This window comes from Paenibacillus auburnensis, from assembly GCF_927798115.1.
GTDB classification, from domain to species: Bacteria; Bacillota; Bacilli; order Paenibacillales; family Paenibacillaceae; genus Paenibacillus_AQ; species Paenibacillus_AQ auburnensis.
This window is the reverse complement of sequence record NZ_CAKMMG010000002.1, coordinates 130,902-157,097: the sequence shown is the minus strand read 5'-3', so window position 1 is coordinate 157,097 and position 26,196 is coordinate 130,902. Positions and strand designations below refer to the sequence as shown.

General features: G+C 51.9%; 26 protein-coding genes. 11 read left to right on the top strand and 15 right to left on the bottom strand.

Annotation, left to right across the window (positions count from 1 at the left end):
- Nucleotides 1-14: 14 nt before the first annotated feature.
- Nucleotides 15-482 (bottom strand): MarR family winged helix-turn-helix transcriptional regulator, encoded by a 468-nt coding sequence (locus tag L6H70_RS12640; RefSeq protein ID WP_236333553.1) that lies wholly within the window; start codon nucleotides 480-482, stop codon nucleotides 15-17.
- A gap of 143 nt (nucleotides 483-625) precedes the next feature.
- Here L6H70_RS12640 and L6H70_RS12635 point away from each other — a divergent pair, with 143 nt between their 5' ends.
- The 4 genes from L6H70_RS12635 (at nucleotide 626) to L6H70_RS12620 (ending at nucleotide 4,320) form a co-directional block, all read left to right on the top strand.
- On the top strand, nucleotides 626-1,816 hold the full coding sequence (locus L6H70_RS12635; RefSeq protein ID WP_236333550.1) for a cell wall-binding repeat-containing protein: 1,191 nt from the start codon (nucleotides 626-628) through the stop codon (nucleotides 1,814-1,816).
- A gap of 188 nt (nucleotides 1,817-2,004) precedes the next feature.
- Complete coding sequence (locus tag L6H70_RS12630) at nucleotides 2,005-2,718, top strand: response regulator transcription factor (RefSeq protein WP_236333548.1); 714 nt, start codon at nucleotides 2,005-2,007, stop codon at nucleotides 2,716-2,718.
- Nucleotides 2,708-4,117 (top strand): sensor histidine kinase, encoded by a 1,410-nt coding sequence (locus tag L6H70_RS12625; protein ID WP_236333546.1) that lies wholly within the window; start codon nucleotides 2,708-2,710, stop codon nucleotides 4,115-4,117. Before L6H70_RS12630 ends, L6H70_RS12625 begins: the two co-directional genes overlap by 11 nt.
- Complete coding sequence (locus L6H70_RS12620; RefSeq protein WP_236333544.1) at nucleotides 4,114-4,320, top strand: hypothetical protein; 207 nt, start codon at nucleotides 4,114-4,116, stop codon at nucleotides 4,318-4,320. Before L6H70_RS12625 ends, L6H70_RS12620 begins: the two co-directional genes overlap by 4 nt.
- A gap of 87 nt (nucleotides 4,321-4,407) precedes the next feature.
- Here L6H70_RS12620 and L6H70_RS12615 read toward each other — a convergent pair whose 3' ends face one another.
- The 10 genes from L6H70_RS12615 to L6H70_RS12570 all read right to left on the bottom strand — a co-directional run bounded on the left by L6H70_RS12615 (nucleotide 4,408) and on the right by L6H70_RS12570 (nucleotide 15,908).
- Nucleotides 4,408-4,902, bottom strand: a complete 495-nt coding sequence (locus tag L6H70_RS12615) for a DUF6803 family protein (protein WP_236333542.1) — start codon at nucleotides 4,900-4,902, stop codon at nucleotides 4,408-4,410.
- A gap of 181 nt (nucleotides 4,903-5,083) precedes the next feature.
- Nucleotides 5,084-6,178: a GerAB/ArcD/ProY family transporter gene (locus tag L6H70_RS12610; RefSeq protein ID WP_236333540.1), complete on the bottom strand. Its 1,095-nt coding sequence runs from the start codon at nucleotides 6,176-6,178 to the stop codon at nucleotides 5,084-5,086.
- Nucleotides 6,179-6,218: 40 nt separating this feature from the next.
- Nucleotides 6,219-7,430 (bottom strand): Ger(x)C family spore germination protein, encoded by a 1,212-nt coding sequence (locus L6H70_RS12605; protein WP_236333538.1) that lies wholly within the window; start codon nucleotides 7,428-7,430, stop codon nucleotides 6,219-6,221.
- 12 nt (nucleotides 7,431-7,442) lie between these two features.
- Entirely contained in the window at nucleotides 7,443-9,059 is a 1,617-nt protein-coding gene (locus L6H70_RS12600) for a spore germination protein (protein WP_236333536.1), read from the bottom strand.
- Between the two features lie 154 nt (nucleotides 9,060-9,213).
- Nucleotides 9,214-10,344 (bottom strand): YheC/YheD family endospore coat-associated protein, encoded by a 1,131-nt coding sequence (locus L6H70_RS12595; RefSeq protein WP_236333534.1) that lies wholly within the window; start codon nucleotides 10,342-10,344, stop codon nucleotides 9,214-9,216.
- The gene (locus L6H70_RS12590; protein WP_236333532.1) at nucleotides 10,326-10,844 is read right to left on the bottom strand and encodes a GNAT family N-acetyltransferase; all 519 of its coding nucleotides are present in this window, start codon (nucleotides 10,842-10,844) and stop codon (nucleotides 10,326-10,328) included. The genes L6H70_RS12595 and L6H70_RS12590 overlap by 19 nt, the downstream gene beginning before the upstream one ends.
- A gap of 25 nt (nucleotides 10,845-10,869) precedes the next feature.
- Complete coding sequence (locus tag L6H70_RS12585; protein ID WP_236333529.1) at nucleotides 10,870-11,982, bottom strand: YheC/YheD family endospore coat-associated protein; 1,113 nt, start codon at nucleotides 11,980-11,982, stop codon at nucleotides 10,870-10,872.
- Nucleotides 11,979-13,352: a YheC/YheD family endospore coat-associated protein gene (locus L6H70_RS12580; protein WP_236333527.1), complete on the bottom strand. Its 1,374-nt coding sequence runs from the start codon at nucleotides 13,350-13,352 to the stop codon at nucleotides 11,979-11,981. The genes L6H70_RS12585 and L6H70_RS12580 overlap by 4 nt, the downstream gene beginning before the upstream one ends.
- Nucleotides 13,353-13,381: 29 nt before the next feature.
- Complete coding sequence (locus L6H70_RS12575) at nucleotides 13,382-14,533, bottom strand: YheC/YheD family endospore coat-associated protein (RefSeq protein WP_236333525.1); 1,152 nt, start codon at nucleotides 14,531-14,533, stop codon at nucleotides 13,382-13,384.
- A gap of 10 nt (nucleotides 14,534-14,543) precedes the next feature.
- Complete coding sequence (locus L6H70_RS12570; protein WP_236333523.1) at nucleotides 14,544-15,908, bottom strand: YheC/YheD family endospore coat-associated protein; 1,365 nt, start codon at nucleotides 15,906-15,908, stop codon at nucleotides 14,544-14,546.
- A gap of 235 nt (nucleotides 15,909-16,143) precedes the next feature.
- Here L6H70_RS12570 and L6H70_RS12565 point away from each other — a divergent pair, with 235 nt between their 5' ends.
- Nucleotides 16,144-16,485, top strand: a complete 342-nt coding sequence (locus tag L6H70_RS12565) for a YlbF/YmcA family competence regulator (RefSeq protein WP_206104113.1) — start codon at nucleotides 16,144-16,146, stop codon at nucleotides 16,483-16,485.
- A gap of 98 nt (nucleotides 16,486-16,583) precedes the next feature.
- On the opposite strand, the gene L6H70_RS12560 is transcribed toward L6H70_RS12565, so the two are convergent.
- Complete coding sequence (locus L6H70_RS12560; protein ID WP_236333521.1) at nucleotides 16,584-17,159, bottom strand: LURP-one-related family protein; 576 nt, start codon at nucleotides 17,157-17,159, stop codon at nucleotides 16,584-16,586.
- A 181-nt stretch (nucleotides 17,160-17,340) separates the two neighbouring features.
- Here L6H70_RS12560 and L6H70_RS12555 point away from each other — a divergent pair, with 181 nt between their 5' ends.
- Entirely contained in the window at nucleotides 17,341-17,625 is a 285-nt protein-coding gene (locus L6H70_RS12555; RefSeq protein ID WP_236333519.1) for a hypothetical protein, read from the top strand.
- A gap of 158 nt (nucleotides 17,626-17,783) precedes the next feature.
- Nucleotides 17,784-19,118, top strand: coding sequence for a DRTGG domain-containing protein (locus L6H70_RS12550; protein WP_236333516.1), 1,335 nt, complete (start codon nucleotides 17,784-17,786; stop codon nucleotides 19,116-19,118).
- Nucleotides 19,119-19,241: 123 nt separating this feature from the next.
- Here L6H70_RS12550 and L6H70_RS12545 read toward each other — a convergent pair whose 3' ends face one another.
- The 3 genes from L6H70_RS12545 to L6H70_RS12535 all read right to left on the bottom strand — a co-directional run bounded on the left by L6H70_RS12545 (nucleotide 19,242) and on the right by L6H70_RS12535 (nucleotide 20,505).
- Complete coding sequence (locus L6H70_RS12545) at nucleotides 19,242-19,550, bottom strand: YtpI family protein (protein ID WP_236333513.1); 309 nt, start codon at nucleotides 19,548-19,550, stop codon at nucleotides 19,242-19,244.
- Nucleotides 19,551-19,670: 120 nt separating this feature from the next.
- Complete coding sequence (locus L6H70_RS12540) at nucleotides 19,671-20,174, bottom strand: sporulation membrane protein YtrI (RefSeq protein WP_236333512.1); 504 nt, start codon at nucleotides 20,172-20,174, stop codon at nucleotides 19,671-19,673.
- Between the two features lie 7 nt (nucleotides 20,175-20,181).
- The gene (locus L6H70_RS12535) at nucleotides 20,182-20,505 is read right to left on the bottom strand and encodes a YtrH family sporulation protein (protein ID WP_206104118.1); all 324 of its coding nucleotides are present in this window, start codon (nucleotides 20,503-20,505) and stop codon (nucleotides 20,182-20,184) included.
- A 145-nt stretch (nucleotides 20,506-20,650) separates the two neighbouring features.
- Here L6H70_RS12535 and L6H70_RS12530 point away from each other — a divergent pair, with 145 nt between their 5' ends.
- From L6H70_RS12530 to accD, 4 genes are all read left to right on the top strand, one after another.
- Entirely contained in the window at nucleotides 20,651-24,313 is a 3,663-nt protein-coding gene (locus tag L6H70_RS12530) for a DNA polymerase III subunit alpha (RefSeq protein WP_236333509.1), read from the top strand.
- A gap of 74 nt (nucleotides 24,314-24,387) precedes the next feature.
- Nucleotides 24,388-24,888, top strand: coding sequence for a phosphatidylglycerophosphatase A family protein (locus L6H70_RS12525; protein ID WP_236333507.1), 501 nt, complete (start codon nucleotides 24,388-24,390; stop codon nucleotides 24,886-24,888).
- Nucleotides 24,889-25,036: 148 nt separating this feature from the next.
- The gene (locus L6H70_RS12520) at nucleotides 25,037-25,225 is read left to right on the top strand and encodes a glutamate decarboxylase (protein WP_151735478.1); all 189 of its coding nucleotides are present in this window, start codon (nucleotides 25,037-25,039) and stop codon (nucleotides 25,223-25,225) included.
- A gap of 76 nt (nucleotides 25,226-25,301) precedes the next feature.
- Nucleotides 25,302-26,195 carry an acetyl-CoA carboxylase, carboxyltransferase subunit beta gene (accD, locus tag L6H70_RS12515; RefSeq protein ID WP_236333505.1) on the top strand — a complete coding sequence of 298 codons (894 nt, stop codon included), beginning with the start codon at nucleotides 25,302-25,304 and terminating at the stop codon, nucleotides 26,193-26,195.
- Nucleotide 26,196: the final 1 nt, after the last annotated feature.

The following is a 26,196-nucleotide window of genomic DNA, read 5'->3' as shown; positions in this document are numbered from 1 at the left end:
TTTTTTTATACAGATTATAAGGAATCAGGCTGTTCGTTAAGCTGCTCAAAATAGGCATGGACGCCGTTCAGCAGTTCAATCAGCTGTTCACTTTTTTCCTCGCCTAAATAATCAATCATCCCTTTGAACGTGTCACGGATCCTTGCGACCGCTTTATCGGCGAACAGTTCGCCCTTCTCTGTCAGCTGGATGACACTGATTCTACGGTCTTGAGTGTCGCTGGTACGCACTACGAAGCCTTGGCTGAGCAGGCTGTTGACCATTTGCGTAATGGTCGGAGAGGTCACACGCAGCAGCCGGCTGACCTCCGAGACGGTCAGCGTATCCTTTCCGGTTCTTTTTTTGCTCATGCGGATCGTAATCAGTACCCGGATCTCACTTGGCTTCAGACCGAACATTGTCGTTTTTTGCCAATTAAGCCGGGAGAATTGCTGGAAAGCACCCATCAATCCATCCACATTGTCATACCTGTCTTCGTTCATCTGTACACCCCATAAGCTTATTTAACTATAATTATAGCCCAATGGGGGCATAAAAAGAACTCGCTTGTCTTCATCATTTCCACACATCTTTTAGGTAAAGTATGGTTATTAAAATTGAAATATTGCAAATTGGAGGTAAAAGAATGAGGAAGATATTAATTACGGGTACAATAGTGTTGATAGTAAGTGCGGCTTTATCCGGATGCCAGGCAGGCAATAAAAACTCTAATGCTGCAGCCAACTTAACCACGGAATCTGCGGTTACAGAACCATGGATTGGCACAAAAAATACAACAAGGATTAATACGTCTGATCCCGTTCAGGCAGCCGTTCTGATCTCCCGCACACTTTGGACGGCAGAGACTGATAATAACAGGCCCTCAAGCGTAGTTCTGACCGATGTGAACAACTGGCAGATTTCGGCGGCAAGCACGGATCTGATTCATCATCCCAGCAACGGGCCGGTTCTCTTTTTTGACAAAGAGAGTGTTCCTCCTGTGACATTAGAAGAGCTTAAACGGCTGAATCCGCTGGGTGCTGAAGGGAATGAAAATATTCAGATTGTTATAGTAGGGCCGGTAGCGTCTAGCGTTGAAGAGCAATTGAACAACTTGGATATGAAGATCGATAAGATAGAAGGGGACGAGCCGGCAGCTATAGCAGAGGCTATTGATGCCTATTATGCAAAAGCTGCAGGTGAGCTTCCACAGGCCGTAATAGTCGGGTCTATGGACAGTCCTGAATATACATTGCCTGCTGTAAATTGGATCGCCCACATGCCTGAACCATTGCTCTATGTGAAGAAGGACGAAATCCCGGCTGCTACAGTGGAAGCCCTGAATAAGCGCGAAGGAAAGGCGACGATCTATGTCCTGGGTCCGGAATCGGTCATATCCGCTAAAGTTGAGGATGAATTAACAGCTTATGGAACGGTAACCCGGATTGCCGGCAAAAATCCATATGCAAATGCGATCGCTTTTGCCCAGTATAAAGATACCAGCAATGATTTTGGCTGGGGAATCACTACGGCGGGACATAACTTCTCGTTTCTGACCACAGATTCAACAATGCTCGCAATCGCTGCTGCTCCGTTTAGTCACGTGGGCAAGCATGCCCCGCTGATTTTCACAGAAAAGGATGGACTGCCGGATTCCGTGATGGAGTATTTGATGAATGTCCAACCGAAGTTCCAGAAGTCACCTGCAGAAGGTCCCTATAATCATGCCTGGGTAACCGGCGGCAAAGATACAATTTCTGCTGCTGCCCAGAGTGAAATCGATGATATGCTTGAAATTTCCCCCGCATCAGGCGGGAACCCGCATGCCGGCCATTAGTGGCCAATCGTAGATTGAACCCGGGTTCTTGATGTAAAATAAACAGGCTGGCACCGGTCAAGCCCCGGTATCCGGCCTGTTTTTGGTATACCCATGGTTACATCGTTTCTACACATTCTGTCCGTACAATGTAGGTAGGGTACCAGCTGGGAAACAGTTAAGTCATAAAAAAATGGAGCAGGTGGATGATGTCTAAACTACAGGTATTAATCGTAGATGATGAGTGGAATATGAGGAATCTGCTGCGCATTTATCTGATGAAGGAAGGTTTTCGGATTCAGGAAGCTGCAACGGGCCATGAAGCACTGTCTATGATTCAGAAACACTCCTTTGATATCATATTGCTGGATGTAATGATGCCTGATATGGATGGCTGGCAAGTCTGTAAGGCCGTAAGAGAAACCGGGAACATCCCTATTCTGATGCTGACGGCACGCACAGAAACCAAAGACAAAATCCATGGACTTGGGGTAGGCGCAGATGATTATTTAACGAAGCCCTTTGAACCTGAAGAGTTATTGGCCAGAATCTATTCGTTAATCCGCAGGTCTACAATCACACAGGGGATGCAGCCTCCTCAAAGGGTGCTGGATTTCCCCGAGCTGAACATTTTTCCGGATGCCCGGGAGGTCCGCATTCAAGAGGGTTCTGTAGACTTTACCCAAAAGGAATTTGATCTTCTTATGATGTTAGCCCAGAGCAAGCAGCGTGCTTTCAACCGGGAGGAGCTGGTAGAACGGGTCTGGGGTTATGATTATGAGGGTGAAATCCGGGTGGTGGATACGCATATTAAGAATATTCGTGAGAAACTGCAGCGGGCCGGAATGAGTTATAACCCGATTCAAACCGTATGGGGAGTAGGCTATAAATTTCAAGCGGCTGAGCATCAGGATGAGAAATAACCGGATTGGGATCAAACTCGGCTCAGTGATCATCACTGTATTCCTGATTGTGTTGTTATTCCTGGGTTTTGCCATCGATAAAATGTTCACGAATTTTTATACTGCCGAAATGCGAAAAGAAACGGAAGAGATTGCCTCACACTTTACGGTCATGGCGAATGCAACCGATGTCACCTCTGAGCAGACCATGATGACCTTTGCGGAGTTTTCGAATGTCAGTATCTTTAATATTCTGGGCAATGGAACCGTAAATCTGCACTCCGGTGTTCATGATTCGGCCGACCGGTCGTTTATCCGAAGTTCGGACCTCGACAAGATTTTTGGCGGTAAAATCGTTAGCTTGATGTATAAAGACCCGGAAGGTCATCGTTACTTTGTTTCCGGCCAGCCGATCACTAAAGGTGGTGTGATTACCTCAGCCCTTTATGTAATGGCCTCTACGGAACAAATGGAGCAATCCTTATCCGGGGTAAGGAACTTATTGATATTATCCGGAATGGGGGCTTTCTTGCTGGCCATGGGAATTACATGGATTATCGCGCAAGTCTTGTCCCGTCCGCTTCTGCAAATGCAAAAGGCAACACGGAAAATTGCCGTAGGCGAACTGGAAACCCGCCTTGAGATCACAAGCAGGGATGAACTGGGCAGCTTGGCTGAGGCCATCAATGATTTGGCGGCCGATCTTCAGCATTACCGGGATAGCCGGCAAGAGCTGTTCTCCAACATTTCGCATGACCTGCGGACACCCATCACCTATCTGGAAGGGTACTCCAGAGTGGTTAAGGATCACCTTTATGAGACGGAGGAAGAGAAGGATCGATACCTGGATATTATTTATCAGGAGGCGGTCCGGCTGCAGCATTTGGTTGATGATGTGTTCGATCTGGCCAAAATGGAAGAAGGGAAGATAACCCTTCTGGTAGAAGAGCTCAACCTCTCTGACCTGACTGAACAGGCTGTTCAAAAAGTTAAATTGAAGGCAAAGGAAAAAGGGTTGAACTTGTCGTTCGAATCCTCTGGCCCTGTTACACTGGTCCGCGGGGATGGTAAACGGATGGAGCAGATTGTCTTGAACTTGCTCGAGAATGCGATCCGTTATACAGAGAAGGGGAGTATCCAAGCGGGTCTGGAGTACTCCGGAACCTCCGTAATCCTAAGCGTTGAAGATACGGGAATAGGGATTCCCGAGGAAGACCTGCCGTATATTTTTGAACGGTTCTATAGAGTGGAGAAATCCCGTGCCCGTCAATTCGGGGGAACCGGATTAGGACTGTCCATCGTTAAAAAGCTGGCCGAGCTGCAAGGCGGAAGTATAAAGGTTACCAGCAGGCTAGGTGGAGGAACCCGATTTGAAGTTCACTTTCCGCGGCAACCGGACCAGGGGGGACACAGCAAATGAAGAAAATAGAATGGCTTATAGCCTTTTTCTTTATGGGAATAGGTGTGATGTGTATGACCCTGTCAGCTGTTTCTTTCCAAAGCGACTCCCTGCTCCATTTCGGCAATATGGTGAAAACATTGCTGATCTGTGTAGTACTTATCGCGGTAGTTCTGTTCCTGGTGCTGAGAGTACTCAAGCTGAATAGAAGATCAAAAAAATAAAAATCACAATTGATGGAGGTAATACAAGATTTAAAGAACAGAAAAAAGACTCCGAAGATTATCTCCGGAGTCTTTTGCATCTTACTGTTAATGAGTCATTCCACTCATACCGCCCATGCTGTTTACAATCTCGGGATTAACCATTCCGAAGATCATTGCGATGTGTGCAACGACCAGGAATCCGCTGACAAGAATAAAGTGAAGTTTCAACTTTTCTTCCTCCGTACGCTTACGTCCGATAAGGCCAAGGTCCAGCAGAGCTAGAGGCAGCAGGAAGATTACACCGCTCAAATAGAATCCTACAGCGACTACATCTACCCAGGTATGCCATTCCCCATTTACGGTCAGAGGGACAAAAGCGGTCGGGAACAGATATAGGAACACTCCTGTAAAGTACAGACCGGCCAAAATGCTGCAGATCCGGTTAAAAGTTCGCAGGCTGCCTTTGACATTTTTGTTGAAAAGAATAAAAAACTCGGTTACCGTAATGGTCTCTGCAAAAATGACCGGGATTGCCATAAATATGATCAGATTCCATGGCTGGTTGTCCATCAAAAGGGACATGTAATGTGTCATGTTCATTCGTTCATTTCCCCCATCCAATATTATTACTACAAAGTTAGTATAGGGGGAAAGTGTGTGGAAAGTATGGAGATTCCCTTTACAAGGATTATCCATCAAACCGCTGGTTAAGAAACTGAAATTGACTCAGGCAAAGAGAATGTAACCCTGACACCTGTCGTGTGAGAAGCGGCAGGTGTTTTCAGGCTGTATTGTCCGGGGCACGTTTTATTTTCATTATGATAAATAATACTAGCGGCAGCACTATTTGAAAAAAGGGCGAGGATGTATTCAAGGTTATATCACGTCCTACGATAATGTGGTGGGTGTAATTGGGAGATAAAAATGAAACCCCATAGATAACAGCACCCATAGGGAAAACCCACGTTTTAAAGGAAACCCCAGTGATTCTTTCGAGTCCGATGACTGCACCAGTGAAAAACGCGGCCATTTTAATGCCTAAACCCAGGAAAAACAGTAAGATAAAAAGAGCATCCGTACGTTCAAACACCTCTGTTAGTCTAATTAATTGCACGGATTGAAGTAATGGAAGCGTACTAAATGATGCTAATTTATGACCCATTACCAACACGATTAATTGATTCAGGAAGGTCAGTGCTAGTGCAGTAAGAAGGTAAACCGTTATTACGGCTTTGGGTAAATTTTTTGCTCTCCGCGCATGCGGATAAAAGACAAGAAATAAAACAACTTGTCCAAAGGGGAAAGATACAATCTCCGGTATAGCGGCTTTAAACACCGGCATCCAGCCGTTTTCCAGAATCGGGAGAAAAAACTCCAAATGAAGGAGTCCGGTAGCCGGAAATAAAATACTGATTATTGCATACCCAACCACCATGCCAGGGAACAGAATTACACATATCAAAAAGAACACCTTATATCCGTAACGCACCGTATTTGCCACCACAAGGATAGCAATTAAGGAAACAATCCATAATGGAGTCCGGGTCAGCAGGGTCAGCAAAGTGACCTCTCCTAAATCGCGAACATTTCTTGAGGTCTCATAAGCGAAGTAACCTACAAACATGAAATTTAGAAGGGAACCCATGTACTTCCCCGTATATCTCCGGAAAAGCTGGAACAAATCCAGATTCGGCTCCTGTCTGTATATGGACAAATGAAGAATAAGCAGGATTAGACCGGCTAAGGCCCCGATGAGCATTGCCAGCCAGGCATCCTGCTTTGCTTCACTGCCCATAAAGAATAAAGTCGTACTTCCTATCTCGAATAGGGACAAACATATCACCAATTCTGAAACGCGTAAGGTATGTTTCCCCATAACTGTAACTCCCCCCTTAATGCTTATTGGACTTCATTAATTATTCAGACTTAAGTAAATCAACAAAGGAGTTTTGCAGAAGACCTACCCGTTTAATATTTACATCTACATGGATTTGCAGATTCACATTAGCTAACTCCCCGGGCCAGGATTTTTTTATCTTTTTCCATTCTTTTGGATATTTTCTGTGAATTTTGTCAGCGATCCCGATAAGGTCAATATTCATCCGCTGAACATATTTCCACCCTTCTCTCATTTGAGCTTCGATTAGCTCCTCAGCTTGGGTTTGTAACTTATCCAGACCATACAGTGATGTTATGTCCTCCTTAGAGAGGGTTGCCAGTAGCTCGCCACTGACTTTAGCATTTACCATTAAAGTGAAATTATTATCTTTATTTAGTATAGGGGATACCTTGACTTTGGCTTTCCGGATAAGAATTGCCGATTGTTTGGACTGGCTATCCAGGGTACTTAATGTTGTCAAATCAATCTGATTGGTCAGCCAGGAAATTCCTAGGCTCTCTTTCTGGTGAATTACATCTATCATTTTGGTTTTCCGGAACACCGATAAGCCAGATACCTTCACTTTGCCTTTTGTAGAGGTTTGATTGAAAATATCTGTAGAATTCATTTTTACATCCTCTTCTCCCCTTAGTGCCAATGTCGGAACCCCGGCAGCTTCGCTGTCCGAAGTGATTTTTAGTGCCAGCTCATGCATTGTAATGGAAGGGTAAAAGGATACGAATTGAGTGTTTTTTTGCAAGATTTCAGAAAGTGCCTGTCCGGGAATCTTTTCCGGCGGATTTAGCTTTTTCAAAAAATCCCGTGCTTCACCTTCGACGATAACCACCCTCACCGTTTCCCGTGCATCCGGATTACGGTAGTAATTATCAAATATCTCATCGATTCCCTGCTCCGCAGTTTTTTTACCAATCAGCACTACGTTGTTGTGGGCGAAATAAAGTCTTCTCGGATTTTCCAGATTACTTACAGCCACAGCTGCTCTTATTGTTTTGCCTTGTGTGCTGAAGGTATGAACCGGAGATTGTGAACCGCCGGCGCCTGAGGCTCCGCTGCTATTGGAGAGTGCGGATGGATTAATGATTTGGTAGGTAATTGTCCAATTTCCAGTTCCACCGTCAAAACCTGTAGCTGCTGTGATGCCTAATTCATTTAACTCTGTACGGTTTCCGCATCCAGTGCCCAGTAATACAAGAATAGGTAGTAGAAGAATACACCTTAAACAACGCATTTGGATCACCTCTTATTGTTCTGGCTCTTTCATATTGTCCAGTCGATTGCTGGTCCCCTTTGGATATTGGTGAGGGGCTTGTCTAATTCTGTTTCCGCCGGATTTCACATTAGGTCTGGTTTTCATTGCCCACCAAGGAGCCCGAATGACTAAATCCTTCATATTTGATTTGAAAAAAGGACCGTAAGGCATTAAATAATCGACGCCAAAGGATTTCAGTGAGAGCAGATGAGCTAAAAGAGGGATCAGACCGGCCAAAATACCGAATATTCCAAGAAAACCCGCCAGAAACATTAAGGCAAAGCGGAGAAGCCGGATAGCAGAGGACATGCTGAAATATGGAATTACAAAATTTGAGATAGCCGTAAAAGAGACCACGATAACAATCGCACCGGAGACTAGTCCAGCCTCGACTGCTGCTTGACCAATTACCAGGGCACCCACAATGGATATCGCCGGGCCAATAACCCGGGGCATTCTTATTCCGGCCTCACGGATCACTTCAAATGTGATTTCCATGAGGAGTGTTTCTACCAATGCGGGAAAAGGAGTTCCTTCCCTTTGTGCTGTAAGTGAGATCAGCAGTGTAGTAGGAATCATCTCTTGCTGGAATGTAGTCAGGGCAATGTATAACGAGGGGAGGAGCAAAGATACAAGGAACGCCACTAACCGCAGACAACGCAGAAAGGTTGAAATATCGTACCGCTGATAGTAATCCTCGGGTGTCTGGAAGAAATTAAAAAAAGTGACTGGTGCGATCAGAGCAAAAGGTGTACCATCCACAAGTACTGCTACTTGCCCGTCCAAGAGCCCCCCGGCGACGGTGTCAGGCCGTTCTGTGTCAATCATCATGGGGAAGGGAGACAAGGGGGAGTCTTGTATGAACTCTTCGATATAGCCGCTTTCAAGTATGCTGTCGGTATCAATGGACTGCAGCCTTTGAGTTAATTCCTGTACAACATCTGGGTTAGCAACATCCTGAATATAGGCTATAACTACAGTGGTATGGGTTAATTGGCCGATATTGTGAGTTTCAAATTTAAGCTTAGGGGATCTGATTTTTCTCCGGACTAATGCTATGTTCGTTGTGACATCTTCGGTGAATCCTTCTTTTGGACCCCTGACGACGGTTTGGGATGAAGGTTCTTCCACGCTGCGTCTGGCCCCTCCAGAGATCATAACGGCTAGCGAAAATGGACAGTTATTCATAATAATTACTGCGCTACCGGAAAGAATTTCGGTAAGGAGCTGATCTTCCGTACGGATGATTTGAATGTGCCCGGAAGGCAGGCTTTCGAGTAAACGGGAAGCGATCTGATTAGGGTTAGTTTTGCTTTGAGTGTTGTCAGATCCCCCATGGATTAAACCTTCGAATAAGCTTGTCAATAATTTCTGATCAATTAATCCTTCGAAGTAACAGACCGCCAGCCCGGATGGGTCCGCCGGTTGCCCGGATAGGGTACGGACGGTAAAGTCAGGACTTTGGCCGAATTGATCCTTAAGTAAGAGAAGGGTATGGGGTAAAGAGGGATTTATAGACTGAGCATTCTGCTCTTTCTTGGATTTTTCGATGTCCTGACTCTGCTGTTTTTGCTGTGAAAAAACCTTTTTAAACCACTGGCCAAGCATCTGCTAATCACTCCATTCAAAGGTAAATGATGTGGATAATTTGTTCAAAATGATCAAATTTATACCACCATACCTAATTCTTGAGCTATCAAGCAGACACAACAGCCCTTCCAATTACTAGCGGAGGGGCTGTTGTTGTGTTTAGGAATACGATCTAATCTTCAACCGTCTTGACCGAGCTCGGTGTGTTCTTGTTCTTATACACCCACATCGCATATTCCAGCGGCCGCACCAGCGCTTTGCGGTAAGTGCCGCTGTCGCCTGTGCGGGCGAATACCTCGCGGGCCGGCTTGGGGTTGACCTCCAGCACAAAGATCCGGCCCTGGCGGTCAATGGCGAGATCGAGCGCCAGCTCACAGAGGGCCCCGAAGCTTTCCTCCAGAAACGCAGCGGCTTCGAGGCCGAGCTTTTCGGCCGATTTCATCGCTTTGGAAGCTTTCTCTTCGCTGCCGAGCCATTCCTTCAGCAGGACCTCCGCACGGACCGCGTGGCCGCCGCCGTGGAGGTTCGAGGTGACACTGCGGGCAGCGCCGACCCGGCCGGCCATGCCAGTCAGCTCCCATTCGCCCTGGCCGTTCTTTTGCACGAGCATGCGGTAGTCATGGAAACGTCCGCCGGGCAGGCGCAGCGGGATGCCCTGCTGGACGAGGAAACGTCCGCTAAGGCACCACTGGCGGACGATGGATTCCAGCCGCGGGAGTGTAACCTTGCGCGGGGAAATAATCTGCCGGTTCTGGCGGCGGCCTTGAATGTCGTACAGGCTTTTCCCCTCTTTGAGCCGTTCGATCCGCAAAATGCCGCGTCCGCCCGTACCATTAATGGGCTTCACATAGACCACCGGGCTGATTTTGAGCATCCGCTGCAGATCAGCCGAGGATTGGTAGAGCAGCGTCTCGGGCATATGCTGGCGGAAGCGGCTCTTCTGCGAAAAGGTCTGGTGGATCGTCCATTTGTTGCGCAGCGGACGGTTCAGAAAGGTCAGGTGATTATAGCGGGAACGGAAGCGCAGGAGCTGCTCGAAGCGGGAGCTGCGCTGAATGCGGCAGCGGTCATAGATCATATGGGGGAAGGAGCGCCATTTGCGCGTCCATTTACCGCTTGCCGGATCGTAGACCATGGCATGAATCAGCTCTTTGCCGGCATTGACATCGGCAGGGGTAAAAACATACACATCCAGGCCAATTTTTTTGCCTTCAATAATCATCCTCCGGTATACACTTCTCTCTTCAAGCTGTTTGGCTTCGTTCAGATACAGGGTGAGGATGCCTAAGACGGGTTCTGGCACAGGAGTTCACCTTCTTGTGGGAGAGTTGCCGCGCTGCTGCTGTCTTTCAGCGACCGCAGTAGCAGCGTGGGCTTGCCGGTAGGGCCACTGGTCAGGCCTACCGCGGCAAGCCCGCTGTTGAAGCACATCTTCAGGCTTGCCGGATTGTCACAGGCCACCTGGCATTCCAGGCGGCCCAGGCGCTGCAGTTGCGCAGACAGCAGCGCCGTTCCGGTATGGCGGTTACGGTATAAGGGATGAACGGCAACCAGGCAGGCCTCCTTGCCGTAGCCGGACACAAAGCTGACGCCTGCCAGCTGGCGGCCGCTTTGGCCGCGGACGGTGGCAACCAGCAGCGAGACACCAGGTTCAGCCAGCTGGTCCGGTGTCAGTCTGCAGAGCTGGCGGCAGCCGCGAAGCGTGAGCCGCTGTTCCCCGTATTCCCGCAGGAATTCCAGCAGCCCGGCGAGCTTCGAATTCCATTGCCCCGGACTGGTATCATAGATAGAGGAGATCTGCATGGGTGTCACTTCCTTATGAAGGATTCTATTTGCTCTGCCGGGCCAGATGCTGGCTGTATTGGAAGATCCGTTCAAGCGACAGCTTGCGGATGGCCGGCTCATCGAATTTCATCGGCCGGGAGTTGGCTTCGAAGAACCAGAGGCCGCCTTCCTCATCAACGCCGAGATCCATCGACATCTCGCCAAGCATAGCTCCCGAAGCCCGCTCGATCTGGCGGGCAATCAGGAGGGCAGTGGTAGGAACATTCTTCAGAATGGACGCTGCCCGCTCCGGGCCGAAGGTTCCCTCCAGCATGCTTGCGGGCTCCTCAATACTGCCGCCGCGCGGCACATGCGTTGTAATGCTGCGTGCACCAGCCAGCCTTGCACCGATGCCGGTTACGGACCAGGCACCTCTTCCGTTCTTCTGCAGCAGCACCCGCAGATCAAAGGGGCGTCCGCCGTGGGTGGCCAGCCCGATCGCCTGCTGCACGATATATTGCGAGATGCCTTTCTCTCTGCTGATCCGCGCCCACAGGCGGTCCATGGAAGCAGCCTTGTAGGTTACGTTCTTTTTGCCACTCTGGATCTGCAGCCTGTAAGGCAAGCTGATGTCTGCACGGTACTTTAACCGCATAATTCCTTTGCCCGCCTTGCCGTTCTCCGGCTTGAGGTAGAGGCTGTCATGGTTTTTCAGCATGGCACCCAGCGTATTCGCACTGCGCAGCCGTCTTGTTTTGGGCACATGCCTTGCGGTCACCTTGGATTCCTTCAGCCATTCGAACAGACTCCATTTATTGAAAAAGTTCGGATTATACATCTGGATTTCTTCATGCTCCAGGCATTCGGCAATTTTACGGGCGACCGGAGCTTTCTCTTCCTCCTCACGGTTCGGAATCCGGTTGTAGATTACCTGCGGCAGAGGCATCGGGACGCTGTACCATATTTTCCCGCTGGCGGAAGGGACGAAGCCGTTCACCATCCGCTCCTCAAACTTGAGGTCGCGGACGGTGACGACATAGACGAGATAGCCCATTTCTTTGCCGGTACGGATGATATCGCGGAAGTTACTGCGGTTACCGCGAAACTGCTTCAGCCTGTCACTGGTTGTCAATATGGCAATTACCGGTTTGCCGGGATCAGGAGAGCGGGTATTCACAGTTCATCCCTCCTGCGGAATTTGCTGAGATACAGGCAGTGCTCCAGAATATGCTCGATGGAAGCTTTGCCCTCAGCGCGCAGGGAAGGATGGCGGAAGATGGAACGTCCCGGTTTGGCGTTAGCCTCGAACATCCAGATATCTTCGTCCTGGTCAATGCCAAGGTCAAAACCGATTTCACCGAGCAGATGCCGGTGCTGAATTTCTAGTGACTCTGCCAGCTTGACGGCAGTTGCTTTGGCTCGCTGCAGCACTTCATCGGCTCTTGCGCCGAATACGCGGCCCAGCGCCTGCTGGGGAGTAAGCAGAGCTCCACCGTTCTTAAGATGGGTGGTGACACTGCCCCGGCCAGCTTTTTTGGCTCCGATGCCGACAACGACCCACTGGTTGCTGCCGTTCTTATGCATATGAAAGCGGAAATCAATCGGGCAGGCGTCAATCTCGATCAGGCGGATACCCTGTTGGACGATATAGTTTTGCAGGTTTTGGCCATGCCGGGCGCGGAGCATGCGCATCAGGCTGTCAAAGCTGGTAAAGCGCAGCAGCACATTTTTACCGTTCTTACGGTAACGGGCGAAATACCCCTTCTTCGGCAGGTAAGTAAGCCGGTATATTCCGTGCCCGAGACTGCCGGCGGATGGTTTGTAATAGACGAAATGATGGCGGTCAAGCATATCGCGCATTTTCTCTGAGCTGGGGTTACTCACAGTTTCAGGGACATAGCGGTTGGCTGCGCCGTCGTTCTCCAGCAGCCGGTAAATATCCGATTTATTGAAAAAGCTCCAGTTAAAATAAGGAATTCTCTTCCGTCCGAACCGTTCGCGGAGCTGGTTGATATAAGGTGAGGTTTCGGCCCGGCGACTCGGCAGACGGTTATACACAACATCCGGCAGCGGGACCATTTTACGTTCGAACTTGCCGCTGGCCGTCAGGAAAAAGCCGTTAACCTGTTCCTGCCCCCAGTCGATGTCGCGCGGTGTGAACGCAAATATATAGCATTTATTGCTGCCTTCCCGCAGCAGCTGTTTGATGAAGCCAGTACGCGAACCGAAGGGATTCGCCGATGTGGTTGGCCCGTCAGACAAGATGCCGACCAGAGGACCCAGCTGCACCTCATCATTCTGCAGGTTACGCAGATAGACCCCGCCCGTTTTGGGCACCTTGATCGCGCTCTTCACACCGGAGGCCAGGAACAGATGCTTCCCTGCCCGTTTGATGGGCTTAATCATGGCCGGGATGGCATCCTTGCCGAGACGCAACCGGATATTTTTCTTGCCGGATAATTTTAGGCTTTTCATCAATTCACCCGAGACATAGACAACTCGTTGGGGCTGCTTGGTGAAATGCACATTGCAAAAAGTGAGACCCATTGATGAATCCTCCTTAGGAACCATTGATATCATTCTCCTATCTGTAACGGAGCTGTCCGAGTAGCAAGCATGCGGCTTGCCGCTGAATGGAGCAGCAGATGACGCGCATAGCGCAGCGGGTTCTCGGTTGCGAGTCTAGCAGCCCGGCGGTCACCCGTCAGCCGGAACACCGTGCGCCCTGGTTTGGAATTAGCTTCCAGCAGATAGATTCTGCCTCCGGCATCAATGCCGAAGTCTAGGCCCAGTTCCCCGAGTCTGCCGCAGGATTCCTCCAGCAGGGGAGGCAGAAGAGCAGCTGCAGCGGCAAGCTCTTCGAGCAGCTCTGCTCCGCTCTTTCCGTACTCTGCAAGCAGAAAGGGCAGTGGAGGAACCGCTGTCCCACCGCCGTGAAGGTTAGAAGTAAGTGTCCCTTGCCGGCCGAGCCGCACGGCCATGCCGGTTAATGTCCAGGCACCCCGTCCGTTCTTCTGCATCAGAACACGTACATCAAAGGGCTGGCCATCACTGCTGGTCAAGTCCAGGTAAGGCTGTATAATATAGCGGCGCTTGCCGATGAAGCTGTGAACCCAATCCAGTCCTTCATCTGGCGTTCTGAAATCATGCCGGAAGGATTCATTTGCTTCGCCGCGGCCGCGGATGCTGATTCCGCCGCCTGCTTTGCTGCTGAGGAGCAGAGCATGCAGCGTGCGTTTGCCGTGCGACCCTGCCATAGGCTTTAGAAATACGCCGTATTCTCTTTCTGCAAGCATAGTACTGAGAGCATCTATACCGGTATAAAGCCTGGTCTCAGGCAGCAGTGCTGCAGCTTTGCGGCTGCGGTGCAGAATCCCGTAGACTCCCCACTTATCAGGCAGCGGGCGGGACCAGGGGAGTGTGCGGTGGAGTGCAGCCATGGCAGCGGAAGCCGCCTTTTTTTGCTGCAGGCTGGAATATAGACAACGGTTATACAGGATATCGGGTGCAGATGCCAGCGACTGCTGCCACCGGCCCTCCTTCCAGACATAGCCGTTTATCGTTTGGCCGTCGATGGAGACACCTTCCGGGTGGAAGACAAGCACTTTCAGATCATACAGCGGGGCTGCGGCGCATAACTGACTGCAGAACTCCGGTTCTGCGATGGGAGGATAGCCCTGGCGGCGGCCTGTCATAATGCCAAGGAACCCCGAAGCTGTGTCTGTCATGATGTCCTCCTTATAACCCGGCCAGATAACGGCAATATAGAATCATTTGTTTCACGGACGGTCTGATCTTCTGGTCATTAAGCGGTGTATTATCGTTTTTGGACGGCTTGGAGTTAACCTCCAGCAGCCAAATGCGGCCCGACTGATCCAGTGCGAGATCAATCCCCAGCTCCCCGAAGTGTGCGGGGATGTAAGTTTCGACACCTCTGGCAATCGCCAGTGCCGCCCGCGGCAGCTGCACCTGTGAGCTTTCCTTCATTCCTGCCGGCAGATTGCTTTTGCCGACCGCCTCACGGACAGTACTGAGCGTGCCGCCCCGCGCCAGATTCGAAACAAAATGATTGCTGCCGGCGGTACGGGCGACAATGGAGGTGACCCCCCATTTGCCGGTGCCGTTCTTTTGCACCAGTGCCCGGAAATCTACCGGCCGCTTTCCAAGCTCCATCAGGGGAAGGCCCTGCTGAATCTGGTACCGGGTGGTTTTCATCTTAGGGGAAATCGACTGAAACAGCTTCGCCAGACTGGGATAGCTTTGTTTACGGGTGCCAAGAGGTGTGGTCGACAGCAGCCGGTAGCCTCCTTCTTCTTTGGAAATACGCAGAATGCCTTTTCCGAGACTGCCGCGCACAGGTTTCAGAAATACGCTGGAGTAGCTGTTACACATTCTCTTTAAGACAGCAAAGCCGTTAAAGGCATGGGATTCCGGCAAATAACGCTGCAGGGCGGCATCTTGTGCCAGTGCTTCAAATACCTCTGTCTTGTCTAGGAACTTTTCATTGAAGAAATGCGTTCCGTAGCGGGATTTTACATCCGCCAAAAAATGCTGTACGCTAGGTTTGTTCTCCACCTTTCGCGTGGTAAGCCGATTGTTGATCACATCGGCGACAGGAAGACTCAGCTTCCGCCAGCCCTCATCGTATACCCAGCCCTGAATGGAAGAGCTGCGTGTCTCCAGCGCTTCCGGGGTAAAGAAATATACATAGGCACCCTGCGCATGGCAGGCATTGGTAAGCTCACGGCAGAACATCGTGATCTGTCCGAACACTCTGTCCGGCTGGTCTGGATGGTCCCGGCTTACCAGCACTCCAATCAGCGGACCGAGCCGCAGGGTGCGGCTGCCGGAACTGTAGGAGGCATTCAGCACAGGCCGCCCTCTCCAGCCAAGCCGCCGGGCTAACCCTTCGTTTACGCGCAGGCTATCGGCTTTGGGGACCGGGATGACAGTGACCTCCTGCCTGAATGAGCCGAAGGTAAGCTGAATGGTTCCGTGTGCCGGTATTTTGAGCCTTTTCATGGATTTGTCGCCAAGCATTACAGCGTTTTCCTGCAGGATGCCCGAGTGGACCGTTTGGACCGGGATCTTGTACTTAGACATCGTGGATCTCCTTCCGGTAGGCAGCATGATGCCGGCAATATGAATCTTTAGGGTTACATATCATTCATCATATGGAGACATCTGACCCTTGGTGATTGACCTATTCTGTAAAAAGCCGTACCAGGCGGAATTCAAGGAAGCCCAGGACACAAAACAAGCGAATTCTTCCGAAGCCAGTTTTGCACGAAGAGAATTCAAGGAAGCCCAGCTCACAAAACTTTTAGGAGGAATCATCATGAACGTAATCGACAAAGCACACGAACTGGCAAGGGCCATCAAAGAAAGCACTGAGTTTTCGGATATCAGCAGTGCTATGAAGGTGATTGAAGCCGATCCCGAGAGCAAACGGATGCTGGATAATTTCCGCCAGAGCCAGATTGAGCTGCAGCAGCGGATGATGAGCGGAGAGATGCCGCCGCAAGAGGAAATGGAAAAAATGGAGAAGCTGTTCGAGGTGCTGAACCTGAATCTCGGCATCCGCCGGCTGTTTGACGCAGAGCGCCGTCTCAGCGTCGTCATTGAAGATGTGAACAAGATTATTACCGACAGCCTGTCCCAGATGTACGGCGGCCAGTAATCTGCTCCGTCCAAATGACAGCAACAGAAAAAGCAGGGTGTTCACCGGCCTATCAGGCTGGAGAGCGACCCTGCTTTTTTGTTGCCCAATGATTTATCTTAGTCCTGCTTACCCTCTACAGCACATAGGAGAATACCTGCAGCCAGGCCGAGACGGCGGTCAAGCTGACCGGTCCGGTCCTCGGAGAAGTCCGCAATGATTTTGGTGACGAAGGGATTGAAGTTCTGCCTGTAGGCAGGGATGGCATTGCCGTCAAACTCGATATTATATTTTTGCGGAATCAGGGTGATGAACCGGCGCAGAAGCGCCATTAGTGTGCTGTCTTCCTTAATCAGAGCCATTTCCTGGTCATGACGGTCCAGAATCACCCACTCATCCTTCAGGATGGATTTAAGGCCCTTGCGGCGCAGCGCCCCGACATGCTCACCGGTCTCCGAGTCATGCACATCATAGGTTGCACTGAAATCGATCACACTGCGGGCTTTAATACGCAAAAGCTCCTTCTGCATGCTCTCGTCGGTGTAGAGCGCGATATCCTCTTTTAGCTTAAACGCTTTCATTTGAGAGAAAAGGACAAGCTCCTCCGAACCGTTGTAAATGTGCAGCTTGGCACCCATAATCGAAAAAACCTTTTTACGGATTGTGTATTCCTTGTAGCTAAATGCATGATTCAATGTCAATCGCCTCCTAAAAATTGTCTATATCATCTCATATGACAGCAGCACGTGCTATAGCATTTTCCTCAGGCCATAATTTTTTTGTTTAGACTTGTCTCATAATCCGGACACTCTGTTCATAGAGTAGAGATATAGATTTAAGTAGAACAACCTTTTGGGAGCGAAGGAGCTGTCTTGCATGAGAAAAAGAAACAAGTTTAAGCATGCCATGTATATGCTGATTGCGCTGGCTATGCTGCTCTATGCACTGCCGAAGCTGTCTTTTCAGGACGGGCCCAGCTGGGTGCTGGGATTCGGCGTCGTCTGGTGTATCTTTGCCTTTCTGGTCATTGCCGCCCATCTCCATTTCATTATCGGGGTGGATGAGGAGAAGCAGAAACAGCTGGAGGCGGTCCGCAAGCATAAGCTGGAGCAGTGGCAAGGCAAGTGGAATGAAGAGTCCCGGGTGTCACAGCGTCTATAGAAAATCATAAAAATCCCTGACTGCCGGTATAGGCGGTTCAGGGGTTTTTTTACATAAAACTAACTCTGAATCACCTGCAACGGGCTGTTGTGCTCTGCTGTTCCCAGCGTGTATAATGAGTACAGAGTAGTACAGATCGGGGTATGGGGGTGTAACAGTTGGAAGGACAAGGCGATAACATTACGAAGCATGAACAATTGCTGCAGCATATCGAAGGTCTCAAGGTTGGCACCAAAATCTCTGTCCGCAAGCTGGCGAAGGAAATGATTGTCAGCGAAGGGACAGCTTACCGGGCGGTGAAGGAGGCCGAGAATCTCGGTATCGTCATTACCAAGGAGCGGATCGGCACAGTCCGTGTGGAGAAGAAACCGCGGAATATCTCTGACCAGCTTACCTTCGGGGATGTGGTCGATATTGTCGAAGGGCATGTGCTCGGCGGAGCGGACGGACTGAACAAGCATCTTCATAAATATATTATCGGCGCGATGAAAGTCGACGCCATGATCCGCTATATTGATGCTGACAGCCTGCTGATCGTGGGGAACCGTGATGATGTGCACTCGCTTGCCCTGGAGCAGGGAGCGGGGGTGCTTGTGACGGGCGGATTCGGAACCAGCCGCGAGGTTAAAGCGCTGGCGGACGAGCTGGATCTTCCGGTAATCTCCTCCAGACATGACACGTTTACAGTGGCGTCAATGATTAACCGGGCGATCTTCGACAGGCTGATCAAGAAAAAGATTATGCTCGTAGAAGATATTCTGGATGGCAAGCCCCGCCTCAACACGCTGAAAATTTCCAATACCGTCGGTGAACTCCGGCAGCTGTCACAGTCCAGCGGAGAGCAGCGTTTTCCGGTAACGGATGAATGGAACCGGGTCATCGGGATCGTGGGCCGGCGTGACGTAGAGGAGCTGAGCGAGGGGCAAAGCATTGAAAAGGCGATGATCCGGAACCCGATTACGGCAGTCCTGCAGACCTCGCTGGCTTCTGCAGCGCAGATCATGATGTGGGAGGGGATAGACTTCCTGCCGATCGTGGACCGAAACCGTAAACTGGTAGGTTCGCTGACCCGGCGGGAGGTGCTGCAGAGCCTGCGCGATGTCAGTAATCAGCCGCAAATGGGGGAAACGTTTGACCATCTGATCTGGAACGGTTTTGCCGAGGAGCGGGACGAGGAAGGGCAGCTGTTTTTTCACGGCTTTATCACGCCTCAGATGGCGACGGATCTGGGAACCATATCCGAAGGCGTGCTGTCGACGCTGATGACCCTTTCCGCCTTCAAGGCGGCCAAAGACATCACCGGAAACGACTATGTGCTGGACAACATGTCCACCTATTTCATCCGCCCGGTACAGATTGAGCATTCGATCATCGTCATGCCGAAGCTGCTGGAAATCAGCCGCCGTACCTGTAAGCTGGAAATCGAAATCAGCCACAACGATACGATGGTCGCCAAGGCAGTATTGATGCTGCAGTCGATTGATCACGGCTGACGTTAAATGACACTGCGAATAGACTAGCCCGGCCGTAGCCAGGGTTAGTCTATTTTTTACCCTATTGCCTCTGGCAGGATCTTTTACAGATAGATGATACTATACAAGAGTAGTTCTGAAGGATCAGGCTTTTCTTCCGCGCTGGCTCCGGCTGTAATATCCGTAACTGCGCAGCCCCGAGAAAATATTGAAGGCACCGATGACCAGAAAGAGTGCTTCAACAATAACGCTGATCGTGGAGCCGCGGAACAGGAACATGGACATCAGCGAGAGCGTGACCAGCATGGCACCCAGCAGAATATTCATGATGGAACGCCGGCGGCCCCTTTCCAGCGGGTCAGCCGCTCTGCGGGAAGAGAGGCTGTATACGGCGGCGCCGGTCATAAACACCACGAGCAGAATAAACAGCAGATACTTGATTAGCAAAATCATGGACAGGCAGCTCCCTTATCACAGGATAAAAAACATTGGGGTTACCCCATACTGTATCTCGGTATACCTGTCCATTATTGTAGCATGATTGTTCTCTGTACGCCTGCAAGCTTTGACCGTTCAGGTACGCTTATAGGGATGAATCTCTACCCAGATCTGCAGTACACCTTCCATCACCAGCATCGTGCGGATTTTAACAGCGTATTCCTTTTCACGCACAATGTATATTTTGCCGTCCAGGAGCAGCCGCGCCAGCTTGCCGTCTGTATCGATGTCGAACATACTGCGGCCGCGCATCGGCTCAAGATCAGAGCTCATCTGGCTGATAATTTCCTTCAGGGATACCGGGTCCAGGGAGGCTGCGCCTTCCTCGCTTCTGCTGTTCTCGGTGCGGAGCTTAATCTCGCGGATAACCGTCGAGGTGTTGTTGTATTTCTTAAGGGTCTTAATATCTTTACGGTATTGCTCGATTTGCAGCCGCAGTTCCTGATTGGTAAGCCAGAGGACATTATACCCCGCATGAAAAATGGCATTGTATATGACGGCTCCTACCACCATGCCCAGCACAAACACGGCGGATATTTGCGAAAAGCGGCGGTAGCGCTGGAACGGGGGGACTCTCATCTGCGCTTCACCCCTTGCCGCACACCCATTTGACCAGCTCGCTGCCCATATGAGCGCCCAGAAAGGCGAAGACCAGGTAGAGGATTTGTTTGATCGCAGGCGAAAGATTGCCCTCCACCATGTTGCTCTCAATGACCCGCATAGGGTCGATGGTGCCGCCGACAGCCGCTGCGAGCGCCCAGATTTTGATCCGGTTGGCGATATCCAGCATCGTCTGCGTAGGCGGCTGAAGGGATACGACTGCCCCGATTCCGCCAAGCATGGCACCGCCCAGCACAATACCGCAGGCAATGAAGAAATCGAGGACGGCTTTGCTTAAGAAAACGTTCATAAAAGGCCCCTTTCCGGACAAGGTCCATTTACCAGCTCGGCCTGTCCTTGTGCGCTTAATCCATTCTATGGGCGGTTCCCCTTGTAATATGATAAAATAGTTTCATCTTATGTTTTGATTTTGGAACCGAAGGGAAGTGGGGATGATGAGCCCTTTCGTGCATTTGCATGTGCACAGCGAATACAGTTTACTGGACGGGGCGGCGCGCATTACAGATCTCGTGCGCCGGGCCGGCGAATACGGCATGAAGTCGCTGGCGCTGACGGATCATGGAGTGATGTATGGGGCAATCCCCTTTTATAAAGCCTGCGTAGCGAACGGCATTAAACCGATCATCGGCTGCGAAGCTTATCTGACGGCAGGCTCACGCCGTGAGCGCGGCAGCCGCAAAGATCAGCCGATTTACCATCTGATCCTGCTCGCGAAGAATGAAACCGGCTACAAAAACCTGATGCGGCTGGTTTCGATCGGCCATCTCGAGGGCCAGCATTATAAGCCGCGCATTGATATGGAAGCCTTGGCCGCACACGCAGAGGGCATCATTTGCCTCAGTGCCTGTCTGGGCGGTGAGGTGCCGCAGCATCTGCTGCACGGGCGTGATGATGAGGCATATAAAGCAGCGAAGCGGTATCAGGAAATTTTTGGCGAGGACTTCTATCTGGAGCTGCAGGATCACGGCATTCCTGAACAGAAACGGGTCAATCCGAAGCTGATTGCCCTTGCGGCGGAATGCGATATTCAGCTGGTGGCTACGAATGATGTTCACTATTTGGCCAAGGAGGATGCCGAGGTTCAGGATGTGCTGATCTGCATCGGCACCGGCAAGACGGTGGATGATGAGCAGCGGCTGAAGATCGGAACAGACCAGCTGTTCCTCAAGAGCGGCGAGCAGATGGCGGCGCTGTTTCCGCATGTGCCCCAGGCTATTAGTAACACGTTGGATATCGCCGAGAAATGCAATCTGGAGCTGACTTTCGGCCAGCATATTCTCCCGGAGTATTCTCCGCTGCCGGAAGGGCTGGATGCAGCCGCTTACCTGCGGGAGCTCTGCCGAACGGGGCTTGAAGCGCGGTATGCGGATACGCCGCTCTGGGCTTCGCCCGAACAGAAGGCGGCAGCCGAGAACCGGCTGGCCTATGAGCTGGGGGTTATCGAGAGCATGGGCTTCAGCGATTACTTTCTGATCGTCTGGGATTTCATTGCCTATTGCCACCGCAAGGGCATTGCCACCGGTCCAGGCCGCGGTTCCTCTGCAGGCAGTCTCACTGCGTATACCCTGCGGATCACGGATGTGGACCCGCTGAAGTACAATCTGCTCTTTGAGCGTTTCCTTAATCCTGAACGGATAACGATGCCGGATATTGATATCGACTTCAGTGACGAGCGCCGCGACGAGGTGATTGCTTACGTTGTTGACAAATACGGCAAGGAGCATGTGGCACAGATCATCACCTTCGGGACGATGGCTGCACGGGCAGCTGTCCGCGATGTCGGCCGGGCGCTGAATCTGCCTTACAATGAGGTAGACAAGGCAGCGAAGCTGATCCCGGGACAGCTGGGCATCAGCATCGCCCGGGCACTGGAGAGCAGTCCGGATCTGAAGGCGTTATACGAGACCCATCCGAAGACCAGGGGCCTGCTGGATATGGCGATGAAGGTTGAGGGAATGCCGCGTCATGCATCCACGCATGCCGCCGGAGTCGTCATTTCCAAAGGTCCCCTGACCGATGCCGTGCCGCTTCAGGTCGGAAATGAGAGCACGGCGCTGACCCAGTATTCCATGGAGCATCTGGAGAGTGTCGGCCTGCTCAAAATGGACTTTCTGGGGCTGCGCACCCTGTCCATTATCGAACGCTGTATGAACTGGATCAGGGAGATGGACGGCAGTATTCCCGATTTCCGCATCGTGCCCGATAGTGACCCGCTGACCTACGAAATGCTCGGGGCTGGCGAGACCACCGGCGTCTTCCAGCTGGAGTCGGCCGGGGTACGGCGGGTCCTGAAGGACCTGAGGCCCTCGGGCTTCGAGGACATCGTATCCGTACTCGCGCTTTACCGTCCGGGTCCGATGGAATTCATTCCGAAGTTTATCGCCGGCAAGCACGGCGAAATCGCTGTAGAATATCCGCATGCCGATCTGACGCCGATCCTGGCGGATACCTACGGGATTATCGTGTACCAGGAGCAGATCATGCAGATCGCCTCCCTGATGGCCGGCTTCTCGCTCGGTGAAGCGGATCTGCTGCGACGGGCAGTGTCGAAGAAGAAACGCGAGACGCTGGACAAGGAGCGCAGCCACTTCGTACAGGGCAGCCTGCAGCAGGGTTACCAGGAGACGGATGCGAACGCCGTCTATGATATGATTGTCAGATTCGCCGATTACGGCTTCCCGCGGGCCCATGCCGCCGCCTATGGTGTACTGGCCTTCCAGACGGCTTATCTGAAGGCACATTATCCTGTCCAGTTCATGGCAGCGATGCTGACAGCTGTGATGGGCACCCACCGCAAGGTGGCGGAATATGTGCTGGACTGCCGCCGCACAGGCATCGGAGTATTGCCGCCTGATGTCAACGAGAGCGGCGTGCTGTTCACCCCGGTTCCCGGTGAAGGGGGCGGGCACATCCGCTTTGGACTGGCAGCGGTGAAGAATGTCGGCACACTGGCGGTGGAGAACATTATGGCCGTCCGCAAGGAGCGGCCGTTCGACAGTCTGCTTGATTTCTGCCGGCGTGTCGATTTGCGCGTCTGCAACAAGCGTGTGATTGAATCGCTGCTTCAAGCCGGTGCATTCGACTATCTGCCCGGGCACCGGGCGCAGCTGCTCGCAATGCTTGACGAGACCGTGGATGCTGCAGCCAAATGGCGCAAGGAGCGCGATGAACTGCAGATTCAGCTGTTCGATGACCTGATTGAGACGCCGAACTGGGAAATCCGTTATCCGGATATCCCGAGATTCTCTGTGACCCAGCAGCTGGAGCTGGAGCGTGAGCTGCTCGGGCTGTACCTGTCAGGCCATCCGCTGGACGACAGCGCAGCACTGCTGGAGGAGCCGGGGATGCAGCGGCTGATGGATCTCGGCGAAGCCCCGGATGAGAGCCAGACGGTTACGGCCGGAATGGTTGTATCCGTTAAAGAGATTACGACAAAAGCCGGCAAGGCGATGGCTTTTGTCGAATGGGAGGACCAGATCGAGCGCTGCGAGGTTGTGCTGTTCCCGGAGGTGTGGAAACGCAGCCGCAGCCTGATTGAGAAGGGTGCGCTGCTGGCCCTGCGCGCCAAGGTGCAGCAGGAGGATGAGGGCTTCAAGCTGCTGGCCGAGGAGGTCGCGCCGCTCGGCGCGGACGCGCTCCGCGGCCTGCTGCAGCGCCGCAGCGCAGCTGCCGCCCGGCCTGCCGTCGGCGGCCGGGGCGCCTCTACAGGATCGCAGCGCAGCGCTCCTGCTTCCCGGAGCGGCGCCGGGGGTACCGGCGCCGCGGGGGGCAGTGCAGGCGGCACAGCTGCGCCTGCAGCCCCGCCGGCCGCACCTGCGGCTGCGGCCCGGCCAGCGGCCCCGCGCCCGGTGGCTGCCGCGGGGGAAAACGGCCAGCGTGTCTTTATCAAGATCACGCCGGCCTCGGAGAACCCTGCGCTGCTCTCGCGCCTGCAGGCACTGCTGCAGACCCATCCCGGGCCTGCAGCCACCCTGCTGTTCTATGAGCGGGAGCAGCGGCTGCTCGCATTAAGCGACAGCTACCGCATTGAACCGGCGCCGGAGCTGATTGCGGCGGTGGAAGAGATGCTGGGAGCCGGTACAGTGAGAATAAAATAAGCACATTTCCGCCCTTTTCCGCATACATTAGGAAACCACTGGGAACTGTCCCGTGCGGAAAGGGGAATGGCATCATGTCCTATCAAATGGCAACAGAGCTGCTGGAGCGCAGGGGAGTTACGTTAACAGCCATTGCTGAAATCGTATATATTCTGCAGTCGGCGTATTATCCGGACTTAACGCAGGAAGAGTGTATGTCCAGCGTGAAGTCGGTTCTTGGCAAAAGAGAGGTGCAGTATACGCTCATGACGGGCGTTGCGCTCGATGAACTGGCGGAACAAGGGCTGCTTCCCCAGCCGTTGCAGGCGGTGATGGAAGCGGATGAATCGCTCTACGGGGCGGACGAGACTCTGGCGCTCGGCATCACGGGGGTCTACGGCATGATCGGACTGACAGGCTTTGGTTATCTGGACAAAATAAAGCTCGGTATTATCGGCACGCTTAACGATGATCCGGGGAAAATCCACGTCTTTCTGGATGATCTGGTGGCCGGAATTGCCGCCGCTGCTTCAGCCAGAATTGCCCATCGTCATGAAGGGGCGAAGGTGTATCCCCATGTCACCGGTACGCCATAATTGATCCGCTGTTAGCTGACGAATGCGGCCTCCTGGTCTTGCTTCCTCTGCTTTACTCCTGTTGCGGGAAAAAAGAAAACTGTGTTATCATGATTCCATTATACGCGGGATACGGCTGGGAATTGAGATTAGGGAGGCTTTGCAGGGCATGTGGACGGTAATCTATATAGCGCCAACCGCCAAAGTGGCAGATATGATTCAGAGTAAGCTCACAGAAGAAGGTTTCATGGTCAAGTGCCGTCCGATTAATATGTCCAAGCAGCAATTTGAAATTCTGGTTCCTTCAGGCGAGCTTGAGGAAGTTCAGGAAGTCCTTAATCTGATTTTACATCCCTAATTTAAAGATCTATAGTGCAGTAATAACAGCGGCAAGCTGCTGAATGCGCAAATAAACGGCTGAAGAGGTGCGACCCTTGTTCAAAGATTTATTTCAGAAAAAACGGAAGTACGCGACTATTCCTTCAGAACGTCTGGAGCGGAGCGGCGGACCGGCGGAAGGCGAACGCCCGAAGCGGGAGATTCCCGAAGGGCTCATGAGCAAATGTAGTAAATGCGGTACGATCCAGTACAGTAAGGAACTGGAGAAGAATTTCAAGGTATGCCCGTCCTGCGGCTATCATATGCGGCTGAACGCGATGGAGCGGATCGCCATGACACTTGATCCCGAAGGGTTTATTGAGTTTGACAGCGAGATGGCCTCCGTTGACCCGCTGCAGTTTCCGGGCTATGCCTCGAAGCTGGAACAGCAGCAGTCCAAAACCGGACAAGTTGAAGCTGTAATCACCGGCCAGGGAACGATCGGTGGACATCCGGTCATTGTAGCTGTAATGAATTTCGAATTCTTCAGCGGCAGCATGGGTTCGGTTGTCGGCGAGAAGATCACCCGCGCCGTGGAAGAAGCGACGGAGAAGAAGCTTCCGATGCTGATTTTCTCCACTTCTGGCGGTGCCCGGATGCAGGAGAGTATTCTCAGTCTGATGCAGATGGCGAAGACCAGTGCAGCCCTGGCCCGTTTTGGCGAGGCCGGAGGATTATATATTTCGATCATTACCGACCCTACGACAGGTGGCGTATCCGCGAGCTTTGCGAGTCTTGGCGACATAATTATTGCCGAGCCCGGGGCGGTATTCGGATTCGCCGGAAGAATCGTAATAGAGCAGACGATCCGGCAGAAGCTGCCGGATGATTTCCAGACAGCTGAGTTTAATCTTCAGCACGGACAGCTTGATCTGGTTGTGCACCGTAAGGAAATGCGGTCTACGCTGACCAAGCTTTTGGAATTGCATGATGTGAAAGGGGGATTTTAGG